Raw genomic sequence first — 24,969 nt, forward strand, 5'->3', positions numbered from 1 at the left:
TAACCGTTCGCGGTTATCCGCCGTTTGACCTTGGCCACACCTCGCCCGGAGTCAGCCCGAAGCGCCTGTTGCAGGTCGCTCTACGCTCCCGGAGGCGCAAAAAAAACGGCAGCCGGGGGTACTCGGCTGCCGCAAAGGCGTGGAACTCGGTGGGATCAGGCGCGCTGGGTGTCGCTCAACTGGTATTCCTCGCCGGCGTAGTAGGCGCGCACCCGGGGGTTCATCACCGCGCGCCACAGCGGCGGGAACAGCGCCAGGACGATCATCCCGGCGTAGCCATTGGGCAGTTGCGGGCTGGCGTCGTAGTGGCGCAGCACCTGGTAGCGGCGCTTGGCGTAGGCGTGGTGGTCGGAGTGCCGCTGCAGGTGGAAGAGGAACAGGTTGGTCAGCAGGAAGTTGCTGTTCCAGGAGTGCTCGTGGGTGGTGCGCTCGTAGCGGCCGTCGTCCAGGCGCCGGCGGTGCAGGCCGTAGTGCTCGACGTAGTTGACGATCTCCAGCAGGGTGAAGGCCATGATCGACTGGCCGATGAAGTAGACCGCGCCGAGCCAGCCGAAGGCCAGGCTGAAGCCGAGCAGGAACAGCGCGCTGACGGCGTACCACCAGATCAGCTCGTTGCGCCAGTGCCATGCCGGCAGGCCCTTGCGCTTCAGGCGCTGGGCCTCCAGGCGCCAGGCGTTGAGGAAGTTGTTCCTGTAGGCGTGGGGCAGGAAGGCGTACAGGCTCTGGTCGTAGCGCGAGGAGGAGGCGTCCTCCGGGGTGGAGACGTTCACATGGTGCCCGCGCACGTGTTCCACCTTGAACCCGGCGTAGCACACCGCCGCCAGCAGCAGGCCGCCGGCCATCTGTTCCAGCGGTGGGTCCTTGTGGATCAGCTCGTGGGACACGGTGATGCCGATGGCGCCCATCACCGTGCCCACCGAGAGGATCCAGCCCAGCTTGCCCACCCAGTTCCACGCCGCGTAGTGGGTGATCACCCAGCCGCCGTAGACCAGCATGCCCAGCAGCAGCGGCACGGTCATCAGGCTGAGGAAGCGGTAGTAGCCCTCGCGCTCCAGCACGGGCACTTCGCTGGCCTCGTCGGGGTTGGCCGGGTCGCGGCCGACGATGGCGTCGAGCACGGGGATGACCAGGAACACCACGGCGATGACGAACCAGGCCCAGGCGTTGGGGTGGTCGCTGCCGTAGGACCACCAGTAGCTCAGCGGGATGCCGAACACCGGCACCAGCCAGATCCAGTAGCCGGCCTTCTTCAGGCTCAGCATCCAGGCAGGGGGGAGGAAGGCGAACATGGGGCGACTCTCGTTGTAGGATTGTCAGACAATCCTGCGCCTAATCCTTTCTTCCTACGCACCAACCTTCGTTCAGTCGAGCCCCTTGACCGGGGCGTTGCCGGGTAACACCCTGTGTTACACTGCGCGGTCGCAAGCCCCATTCCATCAGCCCTCCAGCGATAAGGACACCCATGACGTTCAAGGCCCCGGACAGCCTGGCTGAGCAGATTGCCCACCACCTCGCCGAACGCATCATCCGGGGCGAGCTCAAGGAACGCGAACGCATCCAGGAGCAAAAGGTCACCCAGGCCCTGAACGTCAGCCGCGGCTCGGTGCGCGAGGCGCTGCTGATCCTCGAGCGCCGCCACCTGGTGGTCATCCTGCCGCGCCGCGGGGCGCAGGTCTCGGAGCTGTCCGCCAGCCACGTCGAAAGCCTCTACGCCCTGGTCATGGAGCTGTACATCCTGCTCGCCGTGGCGGTGGCCCGGACCTGGCGCGAGGAGCGCGACCTGCAGCCGTTCCTGGCCATCCAGCAGCGCCTGCTGGACAACCTGCAGCGCGGCGACATCGACGCCTTCGTCGAATCCAGTTTCGACATCATGCGCGCCGCCTTCCCGTTCGCCGCCAATCCCTACCTGCAGGAGACGGTGGAGAACCTGCTGCCGGCCATCAGCCGCACCTACCACCTGGCCCTGGAGCGGCGCAAAAGCGAGATGAGCCAGTTCCTCGACAGCTTCGCCCGCCTGCTGCAGGCGGTGATCGAGCGCGACGAGGCGGCCATCCGCGAGGTGCTGCTGGACTACGGCCGCCACAACAGCCAGCTGGTGCTGGCTGCCCTGGCCGAACGCTGAGGAGAGCGGCATGCGCCTCAAGTGCATCAAGCTGGCGGGGTTCAAGTCCTTCGTCGACCCCACCACCGTCAGCTTCCCGAGCAACATGGCCGCCGTGGTCGGCCCCAACGGCTGCGGCAAGTCCAACATCATCGACGCCGTGCGCTGGGTAATGGGCGAGAGTTCGGCGAAGAACCTCCGCGGCGAGTCGATGACCGACGTCATCTTCAACGGCTCCAACACGCGCAAGCCGGTGACCCAGGCGTCCATCGAGCTGATCTTCGACAACACCGACGGCACCCTGGTGGGCGAGTACGCCGCCTACGCCGAGATTTCCATCCGCCGCCGCGTCACCCGCGACGGCCAGAACACCTACTTCCTCAACGGCACCAAGTGCCGGCGCCGCGACATCACCGACATCTTCCTCGGCACCGGCCTGGGCCCGCGCAGCTACTCGATCATCGAGCAGGGCATGATCTCCAAGCTGATCGAGGCCAAGCCGGAGGATTTGCGCAACTTCATCGAGGAAGCCGCCGGCATCTCCAAGTACAAGGAGCGCCGCCGCGAGACCGAGAACCGCATCCGCCGCACCCAGGAGAACCTGGCGCGCCTCTCCGACCTGCGCGAGGAGCTGGAGCGCCAGCTCGAACGCCTGCACCGCCAGGCCCAGTCGGCGGAGAAGTACCAGGAATACAAGGCCGAGGAGCGCCAGCTCAAGGCCCAGCTGGGCGCCCTGAAATGGCGCGAGCTGAACGAGCAGGTGGGGCAGAAGGAACGGGTGATCGGCGACCAGGAGGTGGCTTTCGAGGCCCTGGTGGCCGAGCAGCGCAGCGCCGACGCCAGCATCGAGCGCCTGCGCGACGGCCACCACGAGCTGTCCGAGCGCTTCAACCAGGTGCAGGGGCGCTTCTACTCGGTGGGCGGCGACATCGCCCGCGTCGAGCAGAGCATCCAGCACGGCCAGCAGCGCATGCGCCAGTTGCAGGACGACCTGCGCGAGGCCGAGCGCACCCGCCAGGAAACCGAATCGCACCTGGGCCACGACCGCACCCTGCTGGCGACCCTGGCCGAGGAGCTGGACATGCTGGCCCCCGAGCAGGAAACCAGCGCCGCCGCCGCCGAGGAGGCCGGCGCCCTGCTGGAAGCGTCCGAGAGCGGCATGCACGACTGGCAGCAGCGCTGGGACGCCTTCAACCAGCAGAGCGCCGAGCCGCGCCGCGAGGCCGAGGTGCAGCAGTCGAGCATCCAGCACCTGGAGCACAGCCTGGAGCGCCAGCTCGAGCGCGAACGCCGCCTGGCCGAGGAACGCGCGCAACTGGCCGCCGACCCCGAAGGCGCGGCCATCCTCGAACTGAGCGAACAACTGGCCGCCGTCGAGCTGCAACTGGAAGAACTGCAGGCCGAGGAGCTGGAGCTGGTCGAGCGTCTGGAACAGGTGCGCCAGGGCCTGCAGGAAGGCAACGCCGCGCAGCACCAGGCCCAGGGCGAACTGCAGCGCCTGAACGGCCGCATCGCCTCCCTGGAGGCCCTGCAACAGGCCGCCCTGGACCCGGGCGCCGGCGCCGCCGACTGGCTGCGCGAGCAGGGCCTGGAGCAGCGCCCGCGCCTGGCCGAAGGCCTGCGCGTGGAGCCGGGCTGGGAGCTGGCGGTGGAAACCGTGCTCGGCGCCGACCTGCACGCCGTGCTGCTGGAAGATTTCGCCGGGCTGCCCTATGCCGGCCTGGAAAAGGGCGAGCTGCGCCTGCTCGACCTGCCGCGCGGCGGTGCCGGTGCCGCCGGCAGCCTGCTGGACAAGGTCAGCGCCGACCACGACCTGTCGCCCTGGCTGGCCGGCGTGCGCCCGGTGGAAAGCCTGGAGCAGGCCCTGGCCCAGCGCGCCGCGCTGGGCGCCGGGCAGAGCCTGGTCAGCCGCGACGGCTACTGGGTCGGCCGGCACTTCCTGCGGGTGCGCCGCGGCGACTCCGCCGAATCCGGCATGCTCGCCCGCGGCCAGGAGCTGGAACGGCTGTACGCCGAACGGGAAGAACTGGAAGAGCGCCTGGCCGCCCTGGAAGAACAACTGGAAGCCCAGCGCCAGGCCCGGCGCCAGGTCGAAGAGGGCCGCGAGCAACTACGCCGGCGCATCCAGGACGAAGGCCGCCGCCACGGCGAGCTGAAGGCCGCGCTCTCGGCCCAGCAGGCCAAGGTCGAACAGTTGACCCTGCGCCGCCGCCGCCTCGACGAGGAACTGGCCGAACTGGCCGAGCAGCGCGCCCTGGAACAGGAACAACTGGGCGAGGCGCGCCTGCACCTGCAGGTGGCGCTGGATGCCATGGCCGAGGACACCGGCCGCCGCGAGGCGCTGCTGGCCGAGCGCGACGAGCTGCGCGAGCGCCTCGACCGCATCCGCCAGGAAGCCCGCCAGCACAAGGACCAGGCCCACCAGCTGGCAGTGCGCGTCGGCTCGCTGAAGGCGCAGCACGAATCCACCCGCCAGGCCCTGGAGCGCCTCGACGTGCAGGCCGTGCGCCTGGTCGAGCGCTGCGAGCAGCTCAACCTCAACCTGGAGGAGGGCGCCGCGCCCCTGGAAGAGCTGCGCATGCGCCTGGAAGAGCTGCTGGAGCGGCGCATGGGCGTGGAAGAGGAACTCAAGACCGCGCGCCTGACCCTGGAAGACGCCGACCGCCAGCTGCGCGACGCCGAGAAGCGCCGCACCCAGGCCGAGCAGCAGTCGCAGCTGCTGCGCGGCCAGCTGGAGCAGCAGCGCATGGAGTGGCAGGCCCTGACCGTTCGTCGCAAGGCGCTGCAGGAGCAGCTCGGCGAAGACGGCTACGACCTGCACACGGTGCTCGGCACCTTGCCCCACGACGCCGCCGAGAAGGTCTGGGAAACCCGCCTGGAGGAACTGGCCGGGCGCATCCAGCGCCTGGGCGCGATCAACCTCGCGGCCATCGACGAATACCAGCAGCAGTCCCAGCGCAAGCGCTACCTGGATGAGCAGAACGACGACCTGGTGGAAGCCCTGGACACCCTGGAAAACGTCATCCGCAAGATCGACAAGGAAACCCGCAACCGCTTCAAGGAAACCTTCGACCAGATCAATGCTGGCCTTCAGGCATTGTTCCCCAAGGTGTTCGGCGGCGGTCACGCCTACCTGGAACTTACCGGCGAAGATCTACTCGATACAGGGGTGGCGATCATGGCGCGCCCGCCGGGCAAGAAGAACAGCACCATCCACCTGCTGTCCGGCGGCGAGAAGGCGCTGACCGCGCTGGCCCTGGTGTTCGCCATCTTCCAGCTCAACCCGGCGCCGTTCTGCATGCTCGACGAGGTCGACGCGCCGCTGGACGACGCCAACGTCGGGCGTTATGCCCGCCTGGTCAAGGAAATGTCCGAGAAAGTGCAGTTCATCTATATCACCCACAACAAGATCGCCATGGAAATGGCCGACCAGTTGATGGGCGTGACCATGCACGAGCCGGGATGTTCGCGCCTGGTGGCGGTCGACGTGGAAGAAGCCGTGGCACTGGCGGAAGCCTGATGAAGTACCTTCTGGACAAATTTCGTACAGTATTCGTCAGCGCCCGGCGTTGATCTGTGCTGTACTGGGAGGATATGCGTAACCCCTTGATTCGATTGGGGTAAGCCCAGTCCCGGGGGCGCCCGGGAAAAGTTGCGAATATTGCTGCGGGCAACAGCCGCAGACGGTGTAAAAGTTGTGTCGGGCATGCTAGCTTAATGCCCACTTTGTTACGCGCGAACATACAACTCGGGGTTCGCGTTTTACCGGGATAGGACATCCCTTTTTCATCATCATTTTTATCAGGGGCACTGGGATTAGATGGATATCGGTCTGCGCGAATGGCTGATCGTCATTGGGCTTATCGTGATCGCCGGCATTCTGTTCGATGGCTGGCGGCGCATGCGGGGCGGAAAGGGCAAGCTGAAGTTCAAGCTGGACCGCCATTTCGCCAACCAACTGGACGACGATGACGACGGCGGCAGCGCCGAGGTGCTGGGGCCCTCGCGGGTGGTCGAGCACCACGAGCCTTCGCTGGACGAGCACGACCTGCCCAAGGTCAGCGCCAAGGACCCGGCCCGCGGCAAGCGCCGTGGCGAGCCGCGCCAGGGCGACCTGGCCCTGGACGACCCGGCGCCGAACCTGCTCGGCCCGCTGGACGAGGAAGACTTCCCCGACCCCCTGGCCGAGGCGCCCAAGGAAAAATCCCGGGCCAGGGACCGCAAGAAGGACAAGGAAAAGGACAAGGAGCGCCCGGCGCCCGCCGCCGCCCCGGCTCCGGTGGAAGAAGTGCTGATCATCAACGTGATCTGCCGCGACGAGGGTGGCTTCAAGGGCCCGGCGCTGCTGCAGAACATCCTCGAGAGCGGCCTGCGCTTCGGCGACATGGACATCTTCCACCGCCACGAGAGCATGGCCGGCAACGGCGAAGTGCTGTTCTCCATGGCCAACGCGGTCAAGCCGGGCACTTTCGACCTGGACAACATCGACCAGTTCAGCACCCGCGCGGTGAGCTTCTTCCTCGGCCTGCCGGGCCCGCGCCATCCGAAGCAGGCCTTCGACGTGATGGTCGCCGCCGCCCGCAAGCTGGCCCACGAACTCAACGGCGAGCTGAAGGACGAGCAGCGCAGCGTGATGACCGCGCAGACCATCGAGCATTACCGCCAGCGCATCATCGAGTTCGAACGCCGCGCGCTGACGCAGAAACGATAAACGCAGCGGCAAGCTACAGGCCCCAAGCTGCAAGCCTAGCGCTTGGCTTGGGGCTTTGCTTTTCTTGTCTTGCCGCTTTTAGCTTGCCGCTTGAGGCTTTCTGAATGACCGACACCCAGACCGCCGCCCAACGCATCGCCCAGCTCCGCAGCGAACTGGACGCGCACAACTACCGCTACTACGTGCTCGACGAGCCCAGCGTGCCGGACGCCGAGTACGACCGCCTGTTCCGCGAGCTGAAGGAACTCGAGGCCGAGCACCCGGACCTGGTCACCCCCGAGTCGCCGACCCAGCGCGTCGGCGGGGCAGCCGCCTCGGCCTTTGGCGAGATCCGCCACGAAATCCCCATGCTCAGCCTGGGCAACGCCTTCGAGGAGCAGGACCTGCTGGACTTCGACCGCCGTGTGCGCGAAGGCCTGGCCGACCTGCTGCCGGGCGGCGACCTGCTCGGCGGCGGCGCCGAGGTGGAATACAGCTGCGAACCCAAGCTCGACGGCCTGGCGGTCAGCCTGCTTTACGAGAACGGCCGGCTGATCCGCGGCGCCACCCGCGGCGACGGCACCACCGGCGAAGACATCAGCGCCAACGTGCGCACCGTGCGCAACATCCCCCTGCGCCTGCAGGGCGAGGGCTGGCCGGCGGTGCTGGAAGTGCGCGGCGAGGTGTTCATGTCCAAGGCCGGCTTCGAGGCGCTCAACGCCCGGCAGATGGAGGCCGGCGCCAAGACCTTCGCCAACCCGCGCAATGCCGCTGCCGGCAGCCTGCGCCAGCTCGACCCGAAGATCACCGCCAGCCGCCCGCTGGAACTGTGCGCCTACGGCTTCGGCCGCGTCGAGGGCGGCAGCCTGCCGGGCACCCAGGTCGACATACTCGAGGCCTTCAAGGCCTGGGGCATCCCGGTCAGCCGGGAGCTGAGGCTGGTCCGCGGGGTGAAGGGCTGCCAGGACTACTACGCCGACATCGGCCAGCGCCGCGACAGCCTGGCCTACGAGATCGACGGTGTGGTGTTCAAGGTCAACCGCATCGACTTCCAGCGCGAGCTGGGCTTCCGCGCCCGCGAGCCGCGCTGGGCCATTGCCCACAAGTTCCCGGCCCGCGAGGAGCTCACCGAGCTGCTCGACGTGGAATTCCAGGTCGGCCGCACCGGCGCCGTGACCCCGGTGGCACGCCTGAAGCCGGTGCAGGTGGCGGGGTGACCGTGTCGAACGCCACCCTGCACAACATGGACGAAGTGGCGCGCCTGGGCCTGATGATCGGCGACACCGTGATCATCCGCCGTGCCGGCGACGTGATCCCGCAGGTGATGCAGGTGGTCACCGAGCGCCGCCCGGCCGACGCGCGCCCGGTGCACATTCCCGAGCACTGCCCGGTGTGCGGCTCGCAGGTGGAGCGCACCCAACTGGTCAAGCGCGCCAAGGGCCGCGAGTCGGTCAGCGAAGGCGCCATCTACCGCTGCGTCGGCCGGCTGTTCTGCCAGGCGCAGCTCAAGCAGTCGATCATCCACTTCGTCTCGCGCCGGGCCATGGACATCGACGGCCTCGGCGACAAGATCGTCGAGCAACTGGTGGACAAGGGCCTGGTCAAGTCGCCGGCCGACCTCTACCGCCTGACCTACGAGCAGGTGATCGAGCTGGAAGGCTTCGCCGAGGTCTCCACCCACAAGCTGCTCAAGTCCATCGCCGACAGCCGCCGGCCGAGCCTGGCGCGCTTCGTCTACGCCCTGGGCATCCCCGACGTCGGCGAGGAGACCGCCAAGCTGCTGGCCCGCGCCCTCGGCTCGCTGGCGCGCATCCAGCAGGCCCTGCCGGAGGTGCTGACCTACCTGCCGGACGTCGGTGCCGAGGTGGCCTACGAGATCCACAACTTCTTCGCCGACGAGCACAACCGCAAGGTGATCGCCGAACTGCTGGACGCCGAGCACGGCGTGCAACTGCAGGAAGAGGGCGGGGTGGCCGCCGAGTTCGCCGCCTGCGCCACCCTGGCGGGCTTCATCGACAAGCTGAACATTCCCTTCATCGCCGCCACCGGCGCGGAGAAGCTGGCCAGCCGCTTCGGCTCGCTGGAAGGCATCATCCACGCCGACTGGCTCGACCTGCGCCAGGTCGAGCGCCTGCCCGAACGCGCGGCCAAGAGCCTGCGCGAATTCTTCGACGATGCCGGCAACGCCGCCCGCGCCCTGGCCATCGAGGCCCAGCTGCGCGAGTTCGGCATGCACTGGGCGAGCGAGAAGAAGCAGGCCGAGGGCCTGCCGCTGGCCGGGCAGACCTGGGTGCTCACCGGTACCCTGGAAGCCATGAGCCGCGACGTCGCCAAGGAGAAGCTGGAAAGCCTGGGCGCGAAGGTCGCCGGTTCCGTATCGGCCAAGACCCATTGCGTGGTGGCCGGCCCCGGCGCCGGCTCCAAGCTGGCCAAGGCCCAGGAACTCGGCGTGGACGTCATGGACGAAGAGGGGCTGCTGGCGTTACTGGCAGAGCATGGCATCAGTGCCTGAACGAATTTCCAAGACCATCCGGAGAGAAACACCATGGCAATGACCAAGGAACAACTGGTACGCGACATCGCCGAATCCCTCGACCTGACCCAGGCCTCGGTGCGCGGCGTGTTCGAGCAACTGGCCGGCATCGTCCAGGACGCCCTGGAGAACGACGGCGAGCTGACCCTGCCGGGCATCGGCAAGCTCAAGGTGAGCGAGCGCGCCGCGCGCACCGGGCGCAACCCGCAGACCGGCAAGAGCATCGAGATCGCCGCGAAGAGAGTGGTGCGCTTCGTCCCGGCCAAGGCCCTGGCCGACAGCCTCAACTGACCGGGGGCGACGATGGACAAGGCTAGAAAGCAGCGGCTCGCGGGGCTGATCGCCCTGGTCCTGCTGTTCGCCCTCTACGTGGCCTGGACCGAGCGTCCGCAGATCCAGCTGCACTACGACGCCAACGCCAGCGCGCCGGCGAGCTACAGCTTCAAGGAGAACGGCGAGGAAAGCCTCTCCGGGGAGATCCAGCCGGGCGCCGTGCTGAGCTTCCCGCTGCGCCTGCTGCGTGGCGGCGACTACCGGGTGGCCTTCACCTTCCACCGCGGGCAGGAGAAGTACGCCAGCTTCAGCAGCCGGCCCGGCTTCGAGAAGAGCGACCTCTACCTGGGGCCGAACCTGGAGGTGTCGACCCAGCCGATCCCCGGCGGCATGATCCGCGCCGAGTGAGGCCATCCCCCGCGCTGCTGGGCGAGGGGGGAGGGGGAACTCAGAGGTAGGTGATGTTCAGCAGCAGCGGCCGCGCGCCGCTGCGGCCGTCCAGGTTGCGCAGCACCAGGTTGAGATCGCCGCCTTGCGCCTCGTTGCCGGCGCCCAGGTCGACGTGGCGGCCGTCCAGGTCGGTCACCGCCAGTTGGCGGGCCGCTTCCTGCCCGGACGGTTCGCTGAACGACAGGCTCGAGGTCCCGCCGCAGCCCGTCAGCGCCAGGCGTGCCTGGCGCGCGCTGGCTTCGCTGGTGATATCGGCGACCTGGCACGGTGGCGAGTAGATGTGGCCGCTGAAGGTGATGGTGCCGCCGTTGGCGAAGGCGGTGGAAGACAGGCCCAGGGCCAGGACAGCGAGCGCAGACTTGATCATCGGAATTCTCCCAAAGCGTTGAGGGCTGAAGCGCCGAGGGGTGTCCGTCCCCTCCACCTCACCAGTGCTGTGGCAGTGTGCCATCATGCCGCAGAGTGATGATGTCAAATTGCCATTTCTGCGTGCCCCATCGCGGATTTCACCGCTAAGTGCTTGAAGTGCTTGTAACTTGCGCTGGGCTCGGTACAATGTCGCCGCCCGCCACATAGGCGGGCTTCGTTATGGTGGCCCTGTCGGTCCCCCCGCAACGATCAGCCGTGAACCCGGTCAGGCCCGGAAGGGAGCAGCCGCAGCGGTGACATCGTGTGCCGGGGTGTGGCTGGCGGGGCCACCTCCATTTTGGGGTGGGATTCTTCGTAGCCACAATTACCCTCAGGCTAGCTCCGTTTCCCCCTTTTCCCTTCCGATCCGTCTGATTTTTTTCACGGCATTTCCGCTGCCCTGGTTGGTGCGCGGACGGGCCGGCGACGGCCACCGCAGACGCTCCGCACTCTTTCCCCGCGCGCTATTGGCAACTTGGGTGCCATGTCGGATTTTTCTTATATTGATTAAATAGTCCGGTTTTAAGGTGACGTTTTTCAGGGGCTTCCATTAGATTAGGCAGCCGCGAAAGTTGCGGTTATCGTCGTTTGTGAGGTTGCCTTGAAAAAGATCAAGATCGTTCTGGCGGATGATCACGCAGTCGTATTGATGGGAGTTCGTGGAGTTCTGGAACGCCACCCGCAGTATCAGGTGGCATGTGAGGTGCGAACTTCCGGTGAGTTGGTCGAGGCATTGCGACGGGAGCATTTCGATATCGCGATCATCGACTTCAGCATGCCCGGGGACGAAGTCTACGGCGACGGCGTGCGCTTCATCGGCTACCTGGTACGTAACTTCCCCGAGGTGAAGTTCCTGGTCTTCACCATGCTGTCCAACCGCCTGGTGCTGGACCGCCTGTGCGAGCTCGGGGTGCAGGGGGTGGTGCGCAAGGACGCGGGCATGCCCCAGCTGTTGTCGGCCCTGGACGCCCTGTGCAAGGGCCGCAGGGTACTGAGCCCGTGCGCGGGCGAGGGCGGCGACCTGCACAGCCGCCTGACCTCGCTCTCGGTCAAGGAGTACGAGGTGCTGCGTCTGTTCGTCTCGGGCCTGCGCGTCTGCGAGATAGCCCGCCTGCTGCGGCGCAGCGACAAGACCATCAGCGCGCAGAAGGCATCGGCCAAGCGCCGCCTGGGCGTGACCACGGACCAGGAACTGCTGGCCTGTTGCCTGGAGGGGCATTTCTTCGACTGATGAACTTCATCTTATATACAACCTGAAAAAGCGGGCTTGCATGGCCCGCTTTTTTTATTTCTCTTTGGAATTCATTTCGGCGAAAGGGTTAGTTGGGATTTTAAAAGGGCTAAGAATTTTCCGATACGGCGTCGGAATTTATCGCCTGGAGCCGTGAATAAGAAAATTCCCAATTGTATGCCCTGGAGGGCGCCTTATTCTTTCTGGCTAGTAATTAAGGAAGTCCTGGTTTTCCTTGATTTGAATCAAACAGGGCGCTGGCCAAGTGTTTCGGGGGCGAGTCCTCGAATCGCCAGTGTCCTTTTAATTGCAGAAAGATAGCCTCGTCAGGCGGGAGTTCACATGGCCGCAATTCAACTGATTGCGAAGAGTTCGGGACAGGTCAGCGATGTCAGCGGCAAGAACCTGTTGTTGCTGACGCACCCGTGCGTGGTGAAGATCGCGGCCGCGCCGGACAGCATCCAGTCTGTCAGCCGCAATGGCGACAGCTTGGTGATACGTCTGAAGAACGGCGAGGTCGTCACCGTCGACAACTTCTTCCAGGCCGTGGACGGCCTGCGCCACGACCTGGTGCTGGAGGCTCCTGACGGCCAGCTGTGGCTGGCGGACCAGAGCGAACCCTGGCTGACCACCGAGCTGGATTCCATCGAGCAATTGTTGGCCGTGCAGTCCGATGATTCCTACTACGCCTTCGGCCTGCTGCCCATGGCCGGCCTGGGCGCCCTGGGCGTCGGTGGCCTGGCCGCCGCGGCGGGGGCGGTGGCGGCGGCTCGGGTGGCGGCGCCGGCGGCGCGGCCCCGGGCAAGCCGGCCGTGCTGTCCAACAACCTGCAGGGCCTGGCCGGCACCGCCGAGCCCGGCAGCCTGATCACCCTGACCCGCCCGGACGGCAGCACCCTCACCACCACCACCGACGGCAACGGCCACTGGAGCTTCCAGCCCAACCCGCTGGACAACGGCCAGGCCGGTACCGTCACCGCTTCCAACGGCAATGGCACCAGCGAGCCGGTCGGCACCGGCGCGGCCGACCTGCTGGCGCCGCAGGAGCCCACTGTCACCGAGAACAACGCCGGCGGCCTGTCCGGCACTGGCGAGCCGGAAGGCATCGTCACCGTCGAACTGCCCGACGGCAGCACCGTGACCACCGTCGTCGATGGCAACGGCAACTGGGAGTTCCCGGAGAATCCGCTGGAGAACGGCGAGAGCGGCATCATCACCATCACTGATCCCTCGGGCAACATCAGCCCGCCGACCGTGACCGAGCCGGCCGACCTGGTTCCCCCGGAACCGCCGGTGGTCACCGAGAACAACGGCAACGGCCTGGGCGGCACCGGTGAACCGGAAGGCATCGTCACCGTCGAGCTGCCCGACGGCAGCACCGTGACCACCGTCGTCGACAGCAACGGCAACTGGGAATTCCCGGAAAACCCGCTGGAGAACGGCGAGAGCGGCAGCGTCACCATCACCGATCCGTCGGGCAATGTCAGCCCGCCGACCGAAACCGGCCCGGCCGAGATAGAGCCCATCGACACCACGGCTCCGGAACCGCCGGTGGTCACCGACAACAATGGCAATGGCCTGGGCGGTACCGGCGAGCCGGAAGGCATCGTCACCGTGGAACTGCCGGACGGCAGCACCGTGACCACCGTCGTCGATGGGAACGGCAACTGGGAGTTCCCGGAAAACCCGCTGGAGAATGGCGAGAGCGGCATCGTCACCATCACCGATCCCTCGGGCAACGTCAGCCCGCCCACCATCACCGAACCGGCTGACCTGGTTCCCCCGGAGCCGCCGGTCATCACCGACAACAACGGCAATGGTCTGGGCGGCACTGGCGAGCCGGAAGGTATCGTCGCCGTCGAACTGCCGGACGGCAGCACTGTCACCACCGTGGTCGACGAGAGCGGCAACTGGGAACTCCCCGAAAACCCGCTGGAAAACGGCGAGACCGGTATCGTCACCATCACCGATCCGTCGGGCAACATCAGCCCGCCGACCGAAACCGGTCCGGCCGATACCATCGCGCCGGAGCCGCCGGTGATCACCGATAACAATGGCAACGGCCTGGGCGGTACCGGCGAACCGGAGGGCATCGTCACCGTCGAACTGCCGGACGGCAGTACTGTCACCACCACTGTCGACGAAAACGGCAACTGGGAGTTCCCGGAAAACCCGCTGGAAAACGGCGAGACCGGCACCGTCACCATCACCGACCCGTCGGGCAACGTCAGCCCGCCGACCGAAACCGGTCCGGCCGATACCATCGCGCCGGAGCCGCCGGTGATCACCGACAACAGTGGCAATGGCCTGGGCGGTACCGGTGAGCCGGAAGGCATCGTCACCGTGGAACTGCCGGATGGCAGCACCGTCACCACCGTGGTCGACGAGAACGGCAACTGGGAGTTCCCGGAAAACCCGCTGGAGAATGGCGAGACCGGCACCGTCACCATCACCGACCCGTCGGGCAACATCAGTCCGCCGGTGACTACTGAGCCGGCCGACGTCATCGCGCCGGAGCCGCCGGTGATCACCGATAACAATGGCAACGGCCTGGGCGGTACCGGCGAACCGGAAGGCATCGTCACCGTCGAACTGCCGGACGGCAGCACCGTCACCACCGTCGTCGACGGCAACGGCAACTGGGAATTCCCCGAAAACCCGCTGGAGAACGGCGAGAGCGGCACCGTCACCATCACCGATCCCTCGGGCAACATCAGCCCGCCGACCGAAACCGGTCCGGCCGATACCATCGCGCCGGAGCCGCCGGTCATCACCGACAACAGTGGCAACGGCCTGGGCGGCACCGGTGAGCCGGAAGGCATCGTCACCGTGGAACTGCCGGATGGCAGCACAGTCACCACCGTGGTCGACGAGAACGGCAACTGGGAGTTCCCGGAAAACCCGCTGGAGAATGGCGAGACCGGTACCGTCACCATCACCGACCCGTCGGGCAACGTCAGCCCGCCCACTGTGACCGAGCCGGCAGACAACCTTGCCCCCGATATTTCCGAGGCCGAGGCGAGCCTCAGCCTGATCGACGATGTCGGCGCCATCACCGGGCCCATCGCCCAGGGCGGCCACACCGATGACAACCAGCCCGAGTTCAAGGGCCAGCTGGTCGGCGGCGATGCCGTGCTGGTGAACGTCTACGACAATGGCGAGCTGATCGGCAGCACCCCGGTGAACCCCGACGGCAGCTGGAGCTTCACCCCCGAGCAGCCGCTGGAGGAGGGCGAGCACAGCCTGCAGGCCAGCGCGGTGGATGCCGCCGGCAATGCCAGCGCCATGCTGCCGGCCGATGGCTGGAGCTTCACCGTCGATACCCTCGCGCCGGTCACCCCGCCTGAGGCGGTCGGTGCGCTGAGCCTGGTCGACGACGTCGGCGGCGTCATCGGCGAGATCGCCCGTGGCGGCGTGACCGACGATGCCAAGCCGAGCTTCGGCGGCAATGGCGTACCGGCCGATATCCTGAGCGTGAACGTCTACGACAACGGCGTGCTGATCGGCAGCGCCAGTGTCAGCGCTGGCCAGTGGAGCTTCGAACCCGCGCTGCCGCTGCTGGCCGGCGAGCACAACTTCCAGGCCGCGCTGGTGGATGCCGCCGGCAACGAAGGGCCGAAGAGTGCCGACTGGCACTTCACCCTCAAGCTGATGCCGCCGGCCGCGCCCTCCATCGAGCACGTCAGCGACGACCAGGCGCCGCTGACCAGCGAGCACCTGCAGCCCGGTGCGCAGACCGACGACCGTACCCCGACCATCAAGGGCACCGCCGAGGCGGGCACCCTGATCCACCTGTACGTCAATGGCAGCGAGGTCGGCAGCGTCGCCACCGACGCCGAGGGCAACTGGTCGATCACCCTGGACGACCTCGGCGCCGACGGCCTCAAGACCCTCACTGCCAAGGCCGTGGACACGGCCGGGCAGTGGAGCCCGGCCACCGGCGGCTTCGACATCCTCCTCGACACCCGCGCACCGGCCACCCCGGACGCGCCGAGCGCGCTGGACAACGTCGGCGCCGTCACCGGCCCGATCATCGGCGGCATAACCGACGACAGCACCCCGACCTTCAGCGGCAGCGCCGAACCGGGCGCCACCGTCACCATCAAGGATGGCGACAGCATCCTGGGCACGGCCATCGTCGATGGCGAAGGCAACTGGAGCTTTACCCCGGCCGAGGCGCTGGGGGAGGGCGAGCACAGCATCACCACCGTGGTCAGCGATGCCGCCGGCAACGTCAGCGAGCCCAGCGATGCGCTGGTGCTGGTGGTCGACACCCGGCCGCTGGTGGTCAGCGTCGCCAAGGCGCTGGATGACGCCGGCAGCCTGACCGCCGAGCTGGGCAACGGCGCGGTGACCGACGACCGCACGCCGACCCTGGTGGGCAGCGCCACCGCCGGCGCCCTGGTCACCGTCATGGACGGCGCCAGCGTGCTCGGCTCGGTGGTGGCCGATGCCGCCGGTGCCTGGAGCCTGGAGCTGCCGGCGCAGGCCGATGGCAGCTACAGCTACGACGTCACCGCCAGCAACGGCGCCAACAGCGCCAGCACCCGCTTCGAACTGACCATCGACGGCAGCGCGCCGGCCAAGCCGGGGGCGATCCTCGCCGTCGACAACCAGGGCGGCGTCACCGGCCCCATCGACAACGGCATCACCGACGACTCCACCCCGACCTTCAGCGGCAGCGCCGAGCCGGGCAGCGTCGTCACCATCCTGGATGGCGGCAGCGTGCTGGGCACGGCCGTGGCCGATGGCGACGGCAACTGGAGCTTCACCCCGGCGCAGCCGCTCACCGATGGCGAGCACGCCATCAGCGTGACCGCCACCGATGCCGCCGGCAACGTCAGCGAGCCGAGCGACGTGCTGGCGCTCACGGTCGACACCAGTGATGTGTTGGTGAGCATCGAGGCCGCCATCGACGATGTCGGCGAACCCCAGAGCCTGAGCAACAACGCCCTGACCAATGACGCCACCCCGACCCTGGTCGGCAAGACCCTTGCCGACGCGGTCGTGGTCATCTTCGAAGGCGAGGTCGAGATCGGCAGCGTCACCGCCGATGCCGAGGGTAACTGGAGCTTCCAGCTGCCGGCCCAGGCCGATGGCGAGCACACCTATACCGCCAGCGTCTCCAATGGCGCCAACAGCGGCAGCGCCGAGTTCAGCCTGAACGTCGACACCGCCGCGCCGGCCACCCCGGCAGTGGTGCTCGCCACTGACGACCAGGGCCTGGTCCGTGGCCCGATCGCCGCCGGCGGCGTCACCGACGATGCCCAGCCGGTGTTCTCCGGCACGGCCGAGGCCGGTGCCGTGGTCACCCTGCTGGACGGTGCCGAGGTGCTGGGCAGCGTCACCGCCGATGCCAACGGCGACTGGAGCTTCACCCCGGCGCAGCCGCTGGCCGAGGGCAGCCACAGCATCAGCGCGCAGGTCAGCGATGCCGCCGGCAACGTCGGCCAGCCCGGCCCCGCGCTGGCGTTCAGCGTCGACACCGCGCCCATCAGCGTCAGCGTGATCAAGGCCAGCGACAACGTCGGCGCCAAGCAGGGCGACCTGGCCGACAAGGCGCTCACCGACGACAACCGCCCGACCCTGGTCGGCACCGCCAGCGCTGGCGCCATCGTCAGCATCCTCGACGGTTCGACGCTGCTCGGCTCGGTGCTCGCCGACGCTTCCGGTAACTGGAGCCTGGAGCTGCCGGAGCAGGCCGACGGCAATCATGTCTACGACATCCTGGCCACCGCCGCCAACGGCAACGAGGCCGGCACCCGCTTCGAACTGACTCTCGACACCCAGGCCCCCGACGCCCCGGCCGGCATCGTCGTGACCGACAACGTCGGTGCGCAGCAGGGCGGCCTTGAGGCCGGCGCCGCCACCGACGACAGCGCCGCGGTGATCAGCGGCAGCGGCGCCAACCCCGGCGACCTCATCACTGTCCATGACAACGGCAGCGTGATCGGCACCGCCATCGTCGACGCCGACGGCAACTGGAGCTACAAGCCGGAAACCCCGCTGGCCGAAGGCGAGCATGCGATCACGGCCTCGGCCACCGACGCCGCCGGCAATGAAAGTGCCCAGGGCCCGGCCCTGAGCTTCGTGGTCGACACCACCGCGCCGGGCGCGATCACCGGCCTGGCGCTGGTCGACGACGTGGAGGGCGGCATCCTCGGCAGCATCGGCCAGGGCGAGCTGAGCAACGACGCCACGCCGACCTACAGCGGCCATGTCGAGGGCGGCGCCGCGCTGGTGCGCATCTACGACAACGGCGAGCTGATCGGCTCGGCGAGCGTGGACGAAGCCGGCAACTGGAGTTTCGAGCCACAGACGCCGCTGGCCGATGGCGCGCACAGCTTCCAGGCCGAGGCGCTGGACGCCGCCGGCAACCTCGGCCCGCGCAGCGAGGCCTGGGACTTCCTGGTCGATGCCGCCGTCCCCGAGACGCCGCGCATCACCCGCGTGCAGGACGACTTCGGGCCGCAACAGGGCGACCTCGACAAGGGCGCCGGCACCGACGACGCCAACCTGAGCCTGAGCGGCACCGGCAGCGCCGGCGCCACCCTGTTCCTCTACGTGCGCCTGAGCGACGATGCGCAGGCGCCGAGCGAGCTGCTGGGCTCCACCGTCATCGACGCCAACGGCCAGTGGAGCCTGACCACCGACGACCTCGGCCAGTTCGGCGGCGACGGCATGAAGTACCTGTGGGCCAGCTCGCAGAGCCCCTCGGGGCAGATGAGCGAAGCGCCCAGCGAGGACTTCCCGGTCGAGCTGCAGAGCGCGTTGCCGGAGGTGCCGCAGCTGCTGGCGCTGGAGACCGAAGCCTTCACCAGCCTGGTCTCCGGCAACCTCACCAGCGACACCACGCCGAGCATTTCCGGCAGCGGTGCGCCGGGTTCGCTGGTGGTGGTCTACGACAATGGCCAGGAACTGGGCTCGACGCAGGTGGACGAGGCCGGCCACTGGAGCTTCACCCCGCAGGCGCCGCTGGCCGATGGCTCGCACGCGCTCACCGCGACCCTCACCGATGGCGTGGGCAACGTCACCGAGCCCAGCGCGCCCTGGCTGTTCGTGGTCGATACCCTGGCGCCGAACGTCGGCCTGGACATCAACACCGCCGAGCAGCTGGCCGGGCAGACCGAGCCGGGGGCGATCGTCACCGTGGTCGACAAGGCCGGCACGGCGCACAGCGTCACCGCCGACCAGGACGGCCGCTGGAGCATGCAGCCCAACCCCCTGGGCCTGGGCGAGGACGGCAGTCTTTCGGTACAGGACGCCGCCGGCAACCCATCGCAAGCCATCGTCATCCAGGGCGACGTGCTGGCCAGCTACGACCTGAGCCGCTATACCAGCCAGGTCAACACCACCGAGGCCGGGCCCCAGGCCAACCCGAGCGTGGCGACCCTGGCGGACGGCAGGATCATCGTGGTCTGGCAGGGTGGTGATACCAGCAACGATGCCGTCGAAGTGTTCATGCAACTGTTCGAGGCCGACGGCATCACCCGCATCGGCGGCGAGCAGCAGGTCAACCAGCGCAGCGCGTACAACCAGGACAGCCCGCAGGTGGTGGCCCTGGCCGACGGCGGCTACCTGGTGGTCTGGGAGTCCTACCTGGCCGGCCCGGACACCAGCGGCGACGGCATCATGGCACGCCGCTACGGCGCCGACGGCAGCCCGCTGACCGACGAGTTCGCGGTCAACCTGAATACCGCCGGCGGGCAGAAATCGGCCGTCGCCATCGCCCACCCGGATGGCGGCTACACCATCAGCTGGATGAGCGACCCGAACGGCAGCAGCACCGACCTGATCGTGCAGCGCAGCTTCGATGCCGACAACCAGCCGCTGACCGGCGACGTGATCGTGGGCAGCGGCGAGGCATACGGTGCCTCCGGCGCACCGGCCATGGCGGCCTTCGCCGACGGCATGTACGTGACCGTGTGGAGCGGTGCCAAGGGCCCGGGCGACACTTCCGCCAGCGGCGTCATCGGCCAGCTGTACAAGGCCGACGGCACGCCGCTGGGCGGCAACTTCCAGGTCAACGGCAGCACCGGCAACAGCCAGGACTACCCGGACGTGATCACCCTCAGGGACGGCAGTTTCGTGGTGGTCTGGGAGGGCAACCCGCCGGGCAGCAGCGGCTACGACGTCTACATGGCGCGCTACAGCGTCGACCCGGCCAGCGGCGCCGTGCAGCAGATCGGCATGGGCGATGTCCGCGTCAACAGCAACGTGGCGGGCGACCAGTACAAGCCCACCGCGGTGGCCCTGGACGACGGCGGCTACCTGGTCCTGTGGGGCTCGGCCGGCGGCGACGGCAGCGGCTCGGCGGTCTACGCCCAGCGCTACGACGCCCAGGGCCAGCCGCTGGGCCGCGAGTTCCTGGTCAACCCGACCACCGAGGGCAACCAGGGCTGGGCCGGCGACAGCGTCGACATGAAGAACCTGCTGGACGCCACCGTGATGGACGACGGCAACGTCTACGTCACCTGGCAGAGCGACAAGGCCGACAGCAATAGCTGGGGCATCGAAGGCACCGTCATCGACATCGATGCCGGCTACTACTCGGAATTCCGCGTCAACGGCACCCTGGCCGGCGATCAGGACCGCTCGGCCACGGCCAAGCTGCCCAACGGCGGCTTCGTGGTGGTCTGGGAGTCGGCCACGGGCGACGGTTCCAACGACTGCGTCATGGCCCAGTTGTTCGACGCCAGGGGCATGCCGCTGGGCGGCGAGTTCGTGGTCAACGGCAGCACCGCCAACTACCAGGGCCAGCCCGCGGTGGCAGTGCTCGCGGACGGCAGCTTCGTGGTCAGCTGGACCAGCCACGCCGGCGGCAACGACGCCATCCTGCAGCAGAAGTACGGCTACACCTACGACCTCGATGGCCAGATCATCGGCGCGGTACGCGAAGGTACCGAGCACATGGTCAACGTCAACGATGCCGGCCACCAGCGCTTCTCCAGCATCACCGCGCTGGACGACGGCGGCTACATCGTCAGCTGGAGCTCCAACCCCACCGGCACCAGCGGCAAGTGGCAGATGTTCCTGCGCCAGTACGCGGCCGATGGCTCGCCGCAGGGCGGCGACCAACTGGTCGGCGATGCCACCTACCACACCTCGGCGGGGCCGGACGCGCCGTCCCTGGCGACCCTGCCGGACGGCACCGTGGTGATCGCCTACAACCGCGACGCCGGCGCCGCCGCAGGGGTGGAGTCGTACTTCCGCCTCTACGACCCGGCGACCCAGAGCCTGGGCGGCGAAGTGCTGGTCAACCAGACCTCGGCCAACAAGCAGTCCTCGCCGTCGGTCTCGATGCTGTCCAACGGCAATTTCATCGTCACCTGGGACTCCAACGACAATAGCGGGCCCGACCAGTCCGGCGCCAGCATCTGGGGGCGGATCTTCGATGCCGCCGGCCAGCCGCTGGGCAACGAGTTCCTGGTGTCCAACAGCACCCTGGGCGACCAGGCGGAACCGCTGGTGGTGGCGCGCGAGGATGGCGGCTTCGTGGTCATCTACGTGTCCCGCAGCGAGGCGGCGCCGGGCGCCGGAACCTACGGCGTCTACGCCCAGTACTTCGACGATGCCGGGCACAAGGTCGGCCAGCAGCTGCACATCAACCAACTGGTGAGCGGCGACCAGGTCGAGGTCGACGCCACCTTCCTGGACAGCGGCAAGCTGTTCGTCAGCTGGACCGACAAGGGCGTCAGCGACGGCAGCGGCAGCGCCATCAAGGGCAGCCTGGTGGACCTGGACGAGAGCCTCGGCCTCATCGCGCCGCCGCCCGTGGGCGAAGGCGTGACCGGCATCGACTACGTGCCGGCCGACCCGCCGGCCATCAGCGTGCTCAGCGTCGGCTTGGACAGCAACAGCGCCGAGCAGCTGGGCGGCCGCACCGAGCCGGGCGCCATCGTCACCGTGGTGGATGCCAAGGGCGTCACCCACACCGCCACCGCCGACGAGCACGGCCGCTGGGCCATCTACCCCAACCCGCTGGCGGAGGGCGAGCAGGGCAGCCTGTCGGCCCGCGACGCGGCCGGCCACGAGGCGCCGCCGGTGGCCATCCAGGGCGCGGCCCTGGCCGACTACCAGCTGGTCCGCCACACCGTGGAGGTCAACACCACCGAGGCCGGCCCCCAGGCCAACCCGAGCGTGGCGACCCTGGCGGACGGCAGGATCATCGTGGTCTGGCAGAGTGGCGATGCCAGCGCCGGCAATGCCGAGGTGTTCATGCAACTGTTCGCGGCCGACGGCGTCACCCGCATCGGCGGCGAACAGCAGGTCAACCAGCGCAACGCCAGCAACCAGGACAGCCCGCAGGTGGTGGCCCTGGCCGACGGTGGCTACCTGGTGGTCTGGGAGTCCTACCAGGCCGGCCCGGACACCAGTGGCGATGGCGTCATGGCGCGCCGCTACGGCGCCGACGGCACCCCGCTGACCGACGAGTTCGCGGTCAACGTCGCCACTGCGGGCGGCCAGCGGTCGCCCATCGCCATCGCCCACCCGGACGGCGGCTACACCATCAGCTGGCAGAGCGACCCGGATGCCGGCACCACCAACCACATCGTGCAGCGCAGCTTCGACGCCGACAACCAGCCGCTCACCGGCGACGTCATCGTCGGCAGCGGGAACCTCTACGGCAACGAAGGCGCGCCGGCCATGGCGGTCTTCGCCGACGGCATGTACGTGACCGTGTGGACCGGCCACGGCGGCCCCGGGGACAACTCCGCCAGCGGCGTCATCGGCCAGCTGTACAAGGCCGACGGCACGCCGCTGGGCGGCAACTTCCAGGTCAACACCGGCACCGGCAACAGCCAGAACTACCCGGACGTGATCACCCTCAAGGACGGCAGCTTCGTGGTGGTGTGGGACAGCAACCTGCCCGGCTCGGTCGGCTCGGACGTCTATGCCGCGCATTACCGCGTCGACCCGGCCAGCGGCGAGCTGTCGCTGGTGGGCGCGGGCGACTTCCGCGTCAACAGCGGCCTGGCCGGCAAGCAGTACAAGCCCACCGCGGTGGCCCTGGAGGACGGCGGCTACCTGGTGGTGTGGGGCTCGGACGGCGGCGACGGCAGCGGCTCGGCAGTCTACGCCCAGCGCTACGACGCCCAGGGCCAGCCACTGGGCCGCGAGTTCCTGGTCAACCCCACCACCGAGGGCAACCAGGGCTGGGGCGGCGACATGAACAACCTGCTGGACGCCACGCTCATGGCCGACGGCAACGTCTACGTAACCTGGCAGAGCGACAAGGCCGACAGCAACAGCTGGGGCATCGAGGGCACCGTCATCGACATCGACGCCGGCTACTACTCGGAGTTCCGCGTCAACGGCACGCTCTCCGGCAACCAGGACTTCTCGGCCAGCGCGCGCCTGCCCAACGGCGGCTTCGTGGTGGTCTGGGAATCGGCCACGGGCGACGGCTCCAACGACTGCGTCATGGCCCAGCTGTTCGATGCCAGGGGCATGCCGCTGGGCGGCGAGTTCGTGATCAACGGCACCACCGCCAACTACCAGGGGCGGCCGTCGGTAGCGGTGCTCGAGGACGGCGGCTTCGTGGTCAGCTGGACCAGCTACGCCGGCGGCAACGATGCCATCCTGCAGCAGAAGTACGGCTACACCTACGACCTCGACGGCCAGATCACCGGGGCGGCGCGCGAGGGCGGCGAGCACATGGTCAACGTCAACGACGCCGGCAGCCAGCGCTACTCCAGCATCACAGCGCTGGACGACGGCGGCTACATGGTGACCTGGAAGTCGTCGGTGGGCGGCGAGTGGCATGTCTATGCCCGCCAGTACAAGGCCGATGGCTCGCCGGCGGGCGGCGAACAGCTGGTCAGCGATACCAACTATGCCGACAGCCTCGACACCCGCGCACCGTCGCTCAGCACCCTGGAGGATGGTCGCGTGGTGTTCGCCTACGGCCGCAACCTGGGCGGCGGCGCCGGTGGCGAGGTGTTCTTCCGTGTCTACGACCCGGCGACCGGGAGTTTCGGGCCGGAGATCCTGGCCAACCAGACCAGCGCCAACAGCCAGGCCTCGCCCAGCGTGTCGCAACTGGCCAACGGCAACTTCGTGGTGACCTGGGATTCCAACGACCACGGCGGCCTGGACCAGTCCGGCTACGGCGCCTGGGGGCGGGTCTTCAATGCCGCCGGCGAGCCGCTGGGCGACGAGTTCCTGCTCAACACCCGCACGGCCGGCAACCAGGCCCTGCCGCTGGTGGTGGCCCGCGAGGGCGGCGGCTTCGTGGTGGTGTACCAGTCCGCCAGCGATGGCGCGCCGGGGACGGGCAGCTACGGCATCTACGCCCAGTTCTTCGACGACACCGGGCGCAAGGTCGGCCAGGAGCTGCACATCAACCAGCTGCTCAGCGGCGACCAGACGCAGGTTTCCGCGACTTTCCTGGACAGCGGCAAGCTGTTCGTCAGCTGGACCGACAACGGCGTCAGCGACGGCAGCGGCAGCGCGGTCAAGGGGCGCCTGGTGGACCTGGAGGAAACCCTCGGCCTGCCAGCACCCGCCGTGGAAGGCGGCGCCACCCACGTCGACTACCACCCGGTATCGGACATCCTCGGCACCGCCGGCGACGACATGCTCGACGCCCGTGGCTACACCACCGCCAGCGGTGGCGAGGGCAACGACGCCATCCTCATCGACGGTACGGGCTTCGCCCACATCGACGGCGGCGCCGGCTACGACATCCTGGTCTGGGCCTCGAGCAATTCGCTGGACCTGGGCACGATCGCCGACAGGGTGGCGAACATCGAGGCCATCCACCTGGGCGAGGCGCTGGGCCAGACGCTGAGCCTGAGCCTGGCCGACCTGCTGAAGATAGTCCCGCAGGAGGGGGACGCGCAGCGGCTGAGGATCACCGGCGACACCGGCCAGAACGGCGTGACGGATAGCGTCGACATCGATCTCTCGGCATGGGCCCTGGACGCCGGGCAGGCCAAGGTCACCGAGGGGGCGGTCACCTATGACGTCTACACCTCGGCCAGCGCCTCCCATGTGCAACTGCTGATCCAGGAGGGGCTGTACGTGGTCTGAGTGATGCCCGCGGCGAGGGACCGCCGCGTGGCAACGGAAAAAGGCACGAACCTCGGTTCGTGCCTTTTTTCGTTTCCGGCTGGGGCGATGGGCGTTCTTGAGGAAATCCCTAAAGCCCGGCCGGGGCAGGGGGCTTTAGGGGGATTCCTAATGGTTGGGAGCCTGCGGCGCTGTAGCCTTCCCGGCGCCCTCGGCCATTATCCGCGGTCCCGGGGGCGCCGGGCCCTTGGTGCCCACCTGGAAGCTGGC

At 68.1% G+C, this 24,969-nt stretch carries 10 protein-coding genes, 1 other RNA gene and 1 pseudogene; 10 read left to right on the forward strand and 2 right to left on the reverse strand.

The annotated features are described in order from the left end of the window. Positions 1-155: 155 nt before the first annotated feature. Positions 156-1,289, reverse strand: a complete 1,134-nt coding sequence (locus tag PKO50_RS11750) for an alkane 1-monooxygenase (protein ID WP_275629779.1) — start codon at positions 1,287-1,289, stop codon at positions 156-158. A 173-nt stretch (positions 1,290-1,462) separates the two neighbouring features. On the opposite strand from PKO50_RS11750, the gene PKO50_RS11755 reads away from it, so the two are divergent. From PKO50_RS11755 to PKO50_RS11780, 6 genes and pseudogenes are all read left to right on the forward strand, one after another. After that, positions 1,463-2,122 (forward strand): GntR family transcriptional regulator, encoded by a 660-nt coding sequence (locus PKO50_RS11755; RefSeq protein WP_109935699.1) that lies wholly within the window; start codon positions 1,463-1,465, stop codon positions 2,120-2,122. Positions 2,123-2,132: 10 nt separating this feature from the next. Continuing rightward, positions 2,133-5,621: a chromosome segregation protein SMC gene (gene smc / locus PKO50_RS11760; RefSeq protein ID WP_275629780.1), complete on the forward strand. Its 3,489-nt coding sequence runs from the start codon at positions 2,133-2,135 to the stop codon at positions 5,619-5,621. 300 nt (positions 5,622-5,921) lie between these two features. Beyond that, positions 5,922-6,812: a cell division protein ZipA gene (gene zipA / locus PKO50_RS11765; RefSeq protein WP_109935701.1), complete on the forward strand. Its 891-nt coding sequence runs from the start codon at positions 5,922-5,924 to the stop codon at positions 6,810-6,812. A gap of 104 nt (positions 6,813-6,916) precedes the next feature. Beyond that, positions 6,917-9,303, forward strand: a pseudogene (ligA, locus tag PKO50_RS11770) (NAD-dependent DNA ligase LigA). A 33-nt stretch (positions 9,304-9,336) separates the two neighbouring features. Then, a complete protein-coding gene (locus PKO50_RS11775) occupies positions 9,337-9,615 on the forward strand; it encodes an HU family DNA-binding protein (RefSeq protein ID WP_089390420.1) in 279 nt (92 codons plus the stop codon). A 12-nt stretch (positions 9,616-9,627) separates the two neighbouring features. Next, a complete protein-coding gene (locus PKO50_RS11780) occupies positions 9,628-10,005 on the forward strand; it encodes a cbb3-type cytochrome c oxidase subunit 3 (protein WP_089390421.1) in 378 nt (125 codons plus the stop codon). A gap of 40 nt (positions 10,006-10,045) precedes the next feature. On the opposite strand, the gene PKO50_RS11785 is transcribed toward PKO50_RS11780, so the two are convergent. Further along, positions 10,046-10,414 carry a hypothetical protein gene (locus tag PKO50_RS11785; RefSeq protein WP_109935703.1) on the reverse strand — a complete coding sequence of 123 codons (369 nt, stop codon included), beginning with the start codon at positions 10,412-10,414 and terminating at the stop codon, positions 10,046-10,048. 231 nt (positions 10,415-10,645) lie between these two features. On the opposite strand from PKO50_RS11785, the gene ffs reads away from it, so the two are divergent. The 4 genes from ffs (at position 10,646) to PKO50_RS11805 (ending at position 24,720) form a co-directional block, all read left to right on the forward strand. Further along, positions 10,646-10,742, forward strand: an RNA gene (gene ffs, locus PKO50_RS11790) — signal recognition particle sRNA small type. Between the two features lie 314 nt (positions 10,743-11,056). After that, on the forward strand, positions 11,057-11,686 hold the full coding sequence (locus PKO50_RS11795; RefSeq protein WP_109935704.1) for a response regulator: 630 nt from the start codon (positions 11,057-11,059) through the stop codon (positions 11,684-11,686). Positions 11,687-12,028: 342 nt separating this feature from the next. Beyond that, positions 12,029-12,553: a BapA prefix-like domain-containing protein gene (locus PKO50_RS11800; protein WP_275629781.1), complete on the forward strand. Its 525-nt coding sequence runs from the start codon at positions 12,029-12,031 to the stop codon at positions 12,551-12,553. Further along, a complete protein-coding gene (locus PKO50_RS11805; RefSeq protein WP_275629782.1) occupies positions 12,499-24,720 on the forward strand; it encodes an Ig-like domain-containing protein in 12,222 nt (4,073 codons plus the stop codon). Before PKO50_RS11800 ends, PKO50_RS11805 begins: the two co-directional genes overlap by 55 nt. Positions 24,721-24,969 lie beyond the last annotated feature (249 nt).

It is taken from the genome of Pseudomonas sp. 273, assembly GCF_029201425.1.
GTDB classification, from domain to species: Bacteria; Pseudomonadota; Gammaproteobacteria; order Pseudomonadales; family Pseudomonadaceae; genus Pseudomonas; species Pseudomonas delhiensis.

What these genes read in the sequence shown, in the direction of transcription:
- PKO50_RS11750 (WP_275629779.1), bottom strand. Translation starts at nt 1,289, where the DNA reads ATGTTCGCCTTCCTCCCCCCTGCCTGGATGCTGAGCCTGAAGAAGGCC.
- PKO50_RS11755 (WP_109935699.1), top strand. Translation starts at nt 1,463, where the DNA reads ATGACGTTCAAGGCCCCGGACAGCCTGGCTGAGCAGATTGCCCACCAC.
- smc (WP_275629780.1), top strand. Translation starts at nt 2,133, where the DNA reads ATGCGCCTCAAGTGCATCAAGCTGGCGGGGTTCAAGTCCTTCGTCGAC.
- zipA (WP_109935701.1), top strand. Translation starts at nt 5,922, where the DNA reads ATGGATATCGGTCTGCGCGAATGGCTGATCGTCATTGGGCTTATCGTG.
- PKO50_RS11775 (WP_089390420.1), top strand. Translation starts at nt 9,337, where the DNA reads ATGGCAATGACCAAGGAACAACTGGTACGCGACATCGCCGAATCCCTC.
- PKO50_RS11780 (WP_089390421.1), top strand. Translation starts at nt 9,628, where the DNA reads ATGGACAAGGCTAGAAAGCAGCGGCTCGCGGGGCTGATCGCCCTGGTC.
- PKO50_RS11785 (WP_109935703.1), bottom strand. Translation starts at nt 10,414, where the DNA reads ATGATCAAGTCTGCGCTCGCTGTCCTGGCCCTGGGCCTGTCTTCCACC.
- PKO50_RS11800 (WP_275629781.1), top strand. Translation starts at nt 12,029, where the DNA reads ATGGCCGCAATTCAACTGATTGCGAAGAGTTCGGGACAGGTCAGCGAT.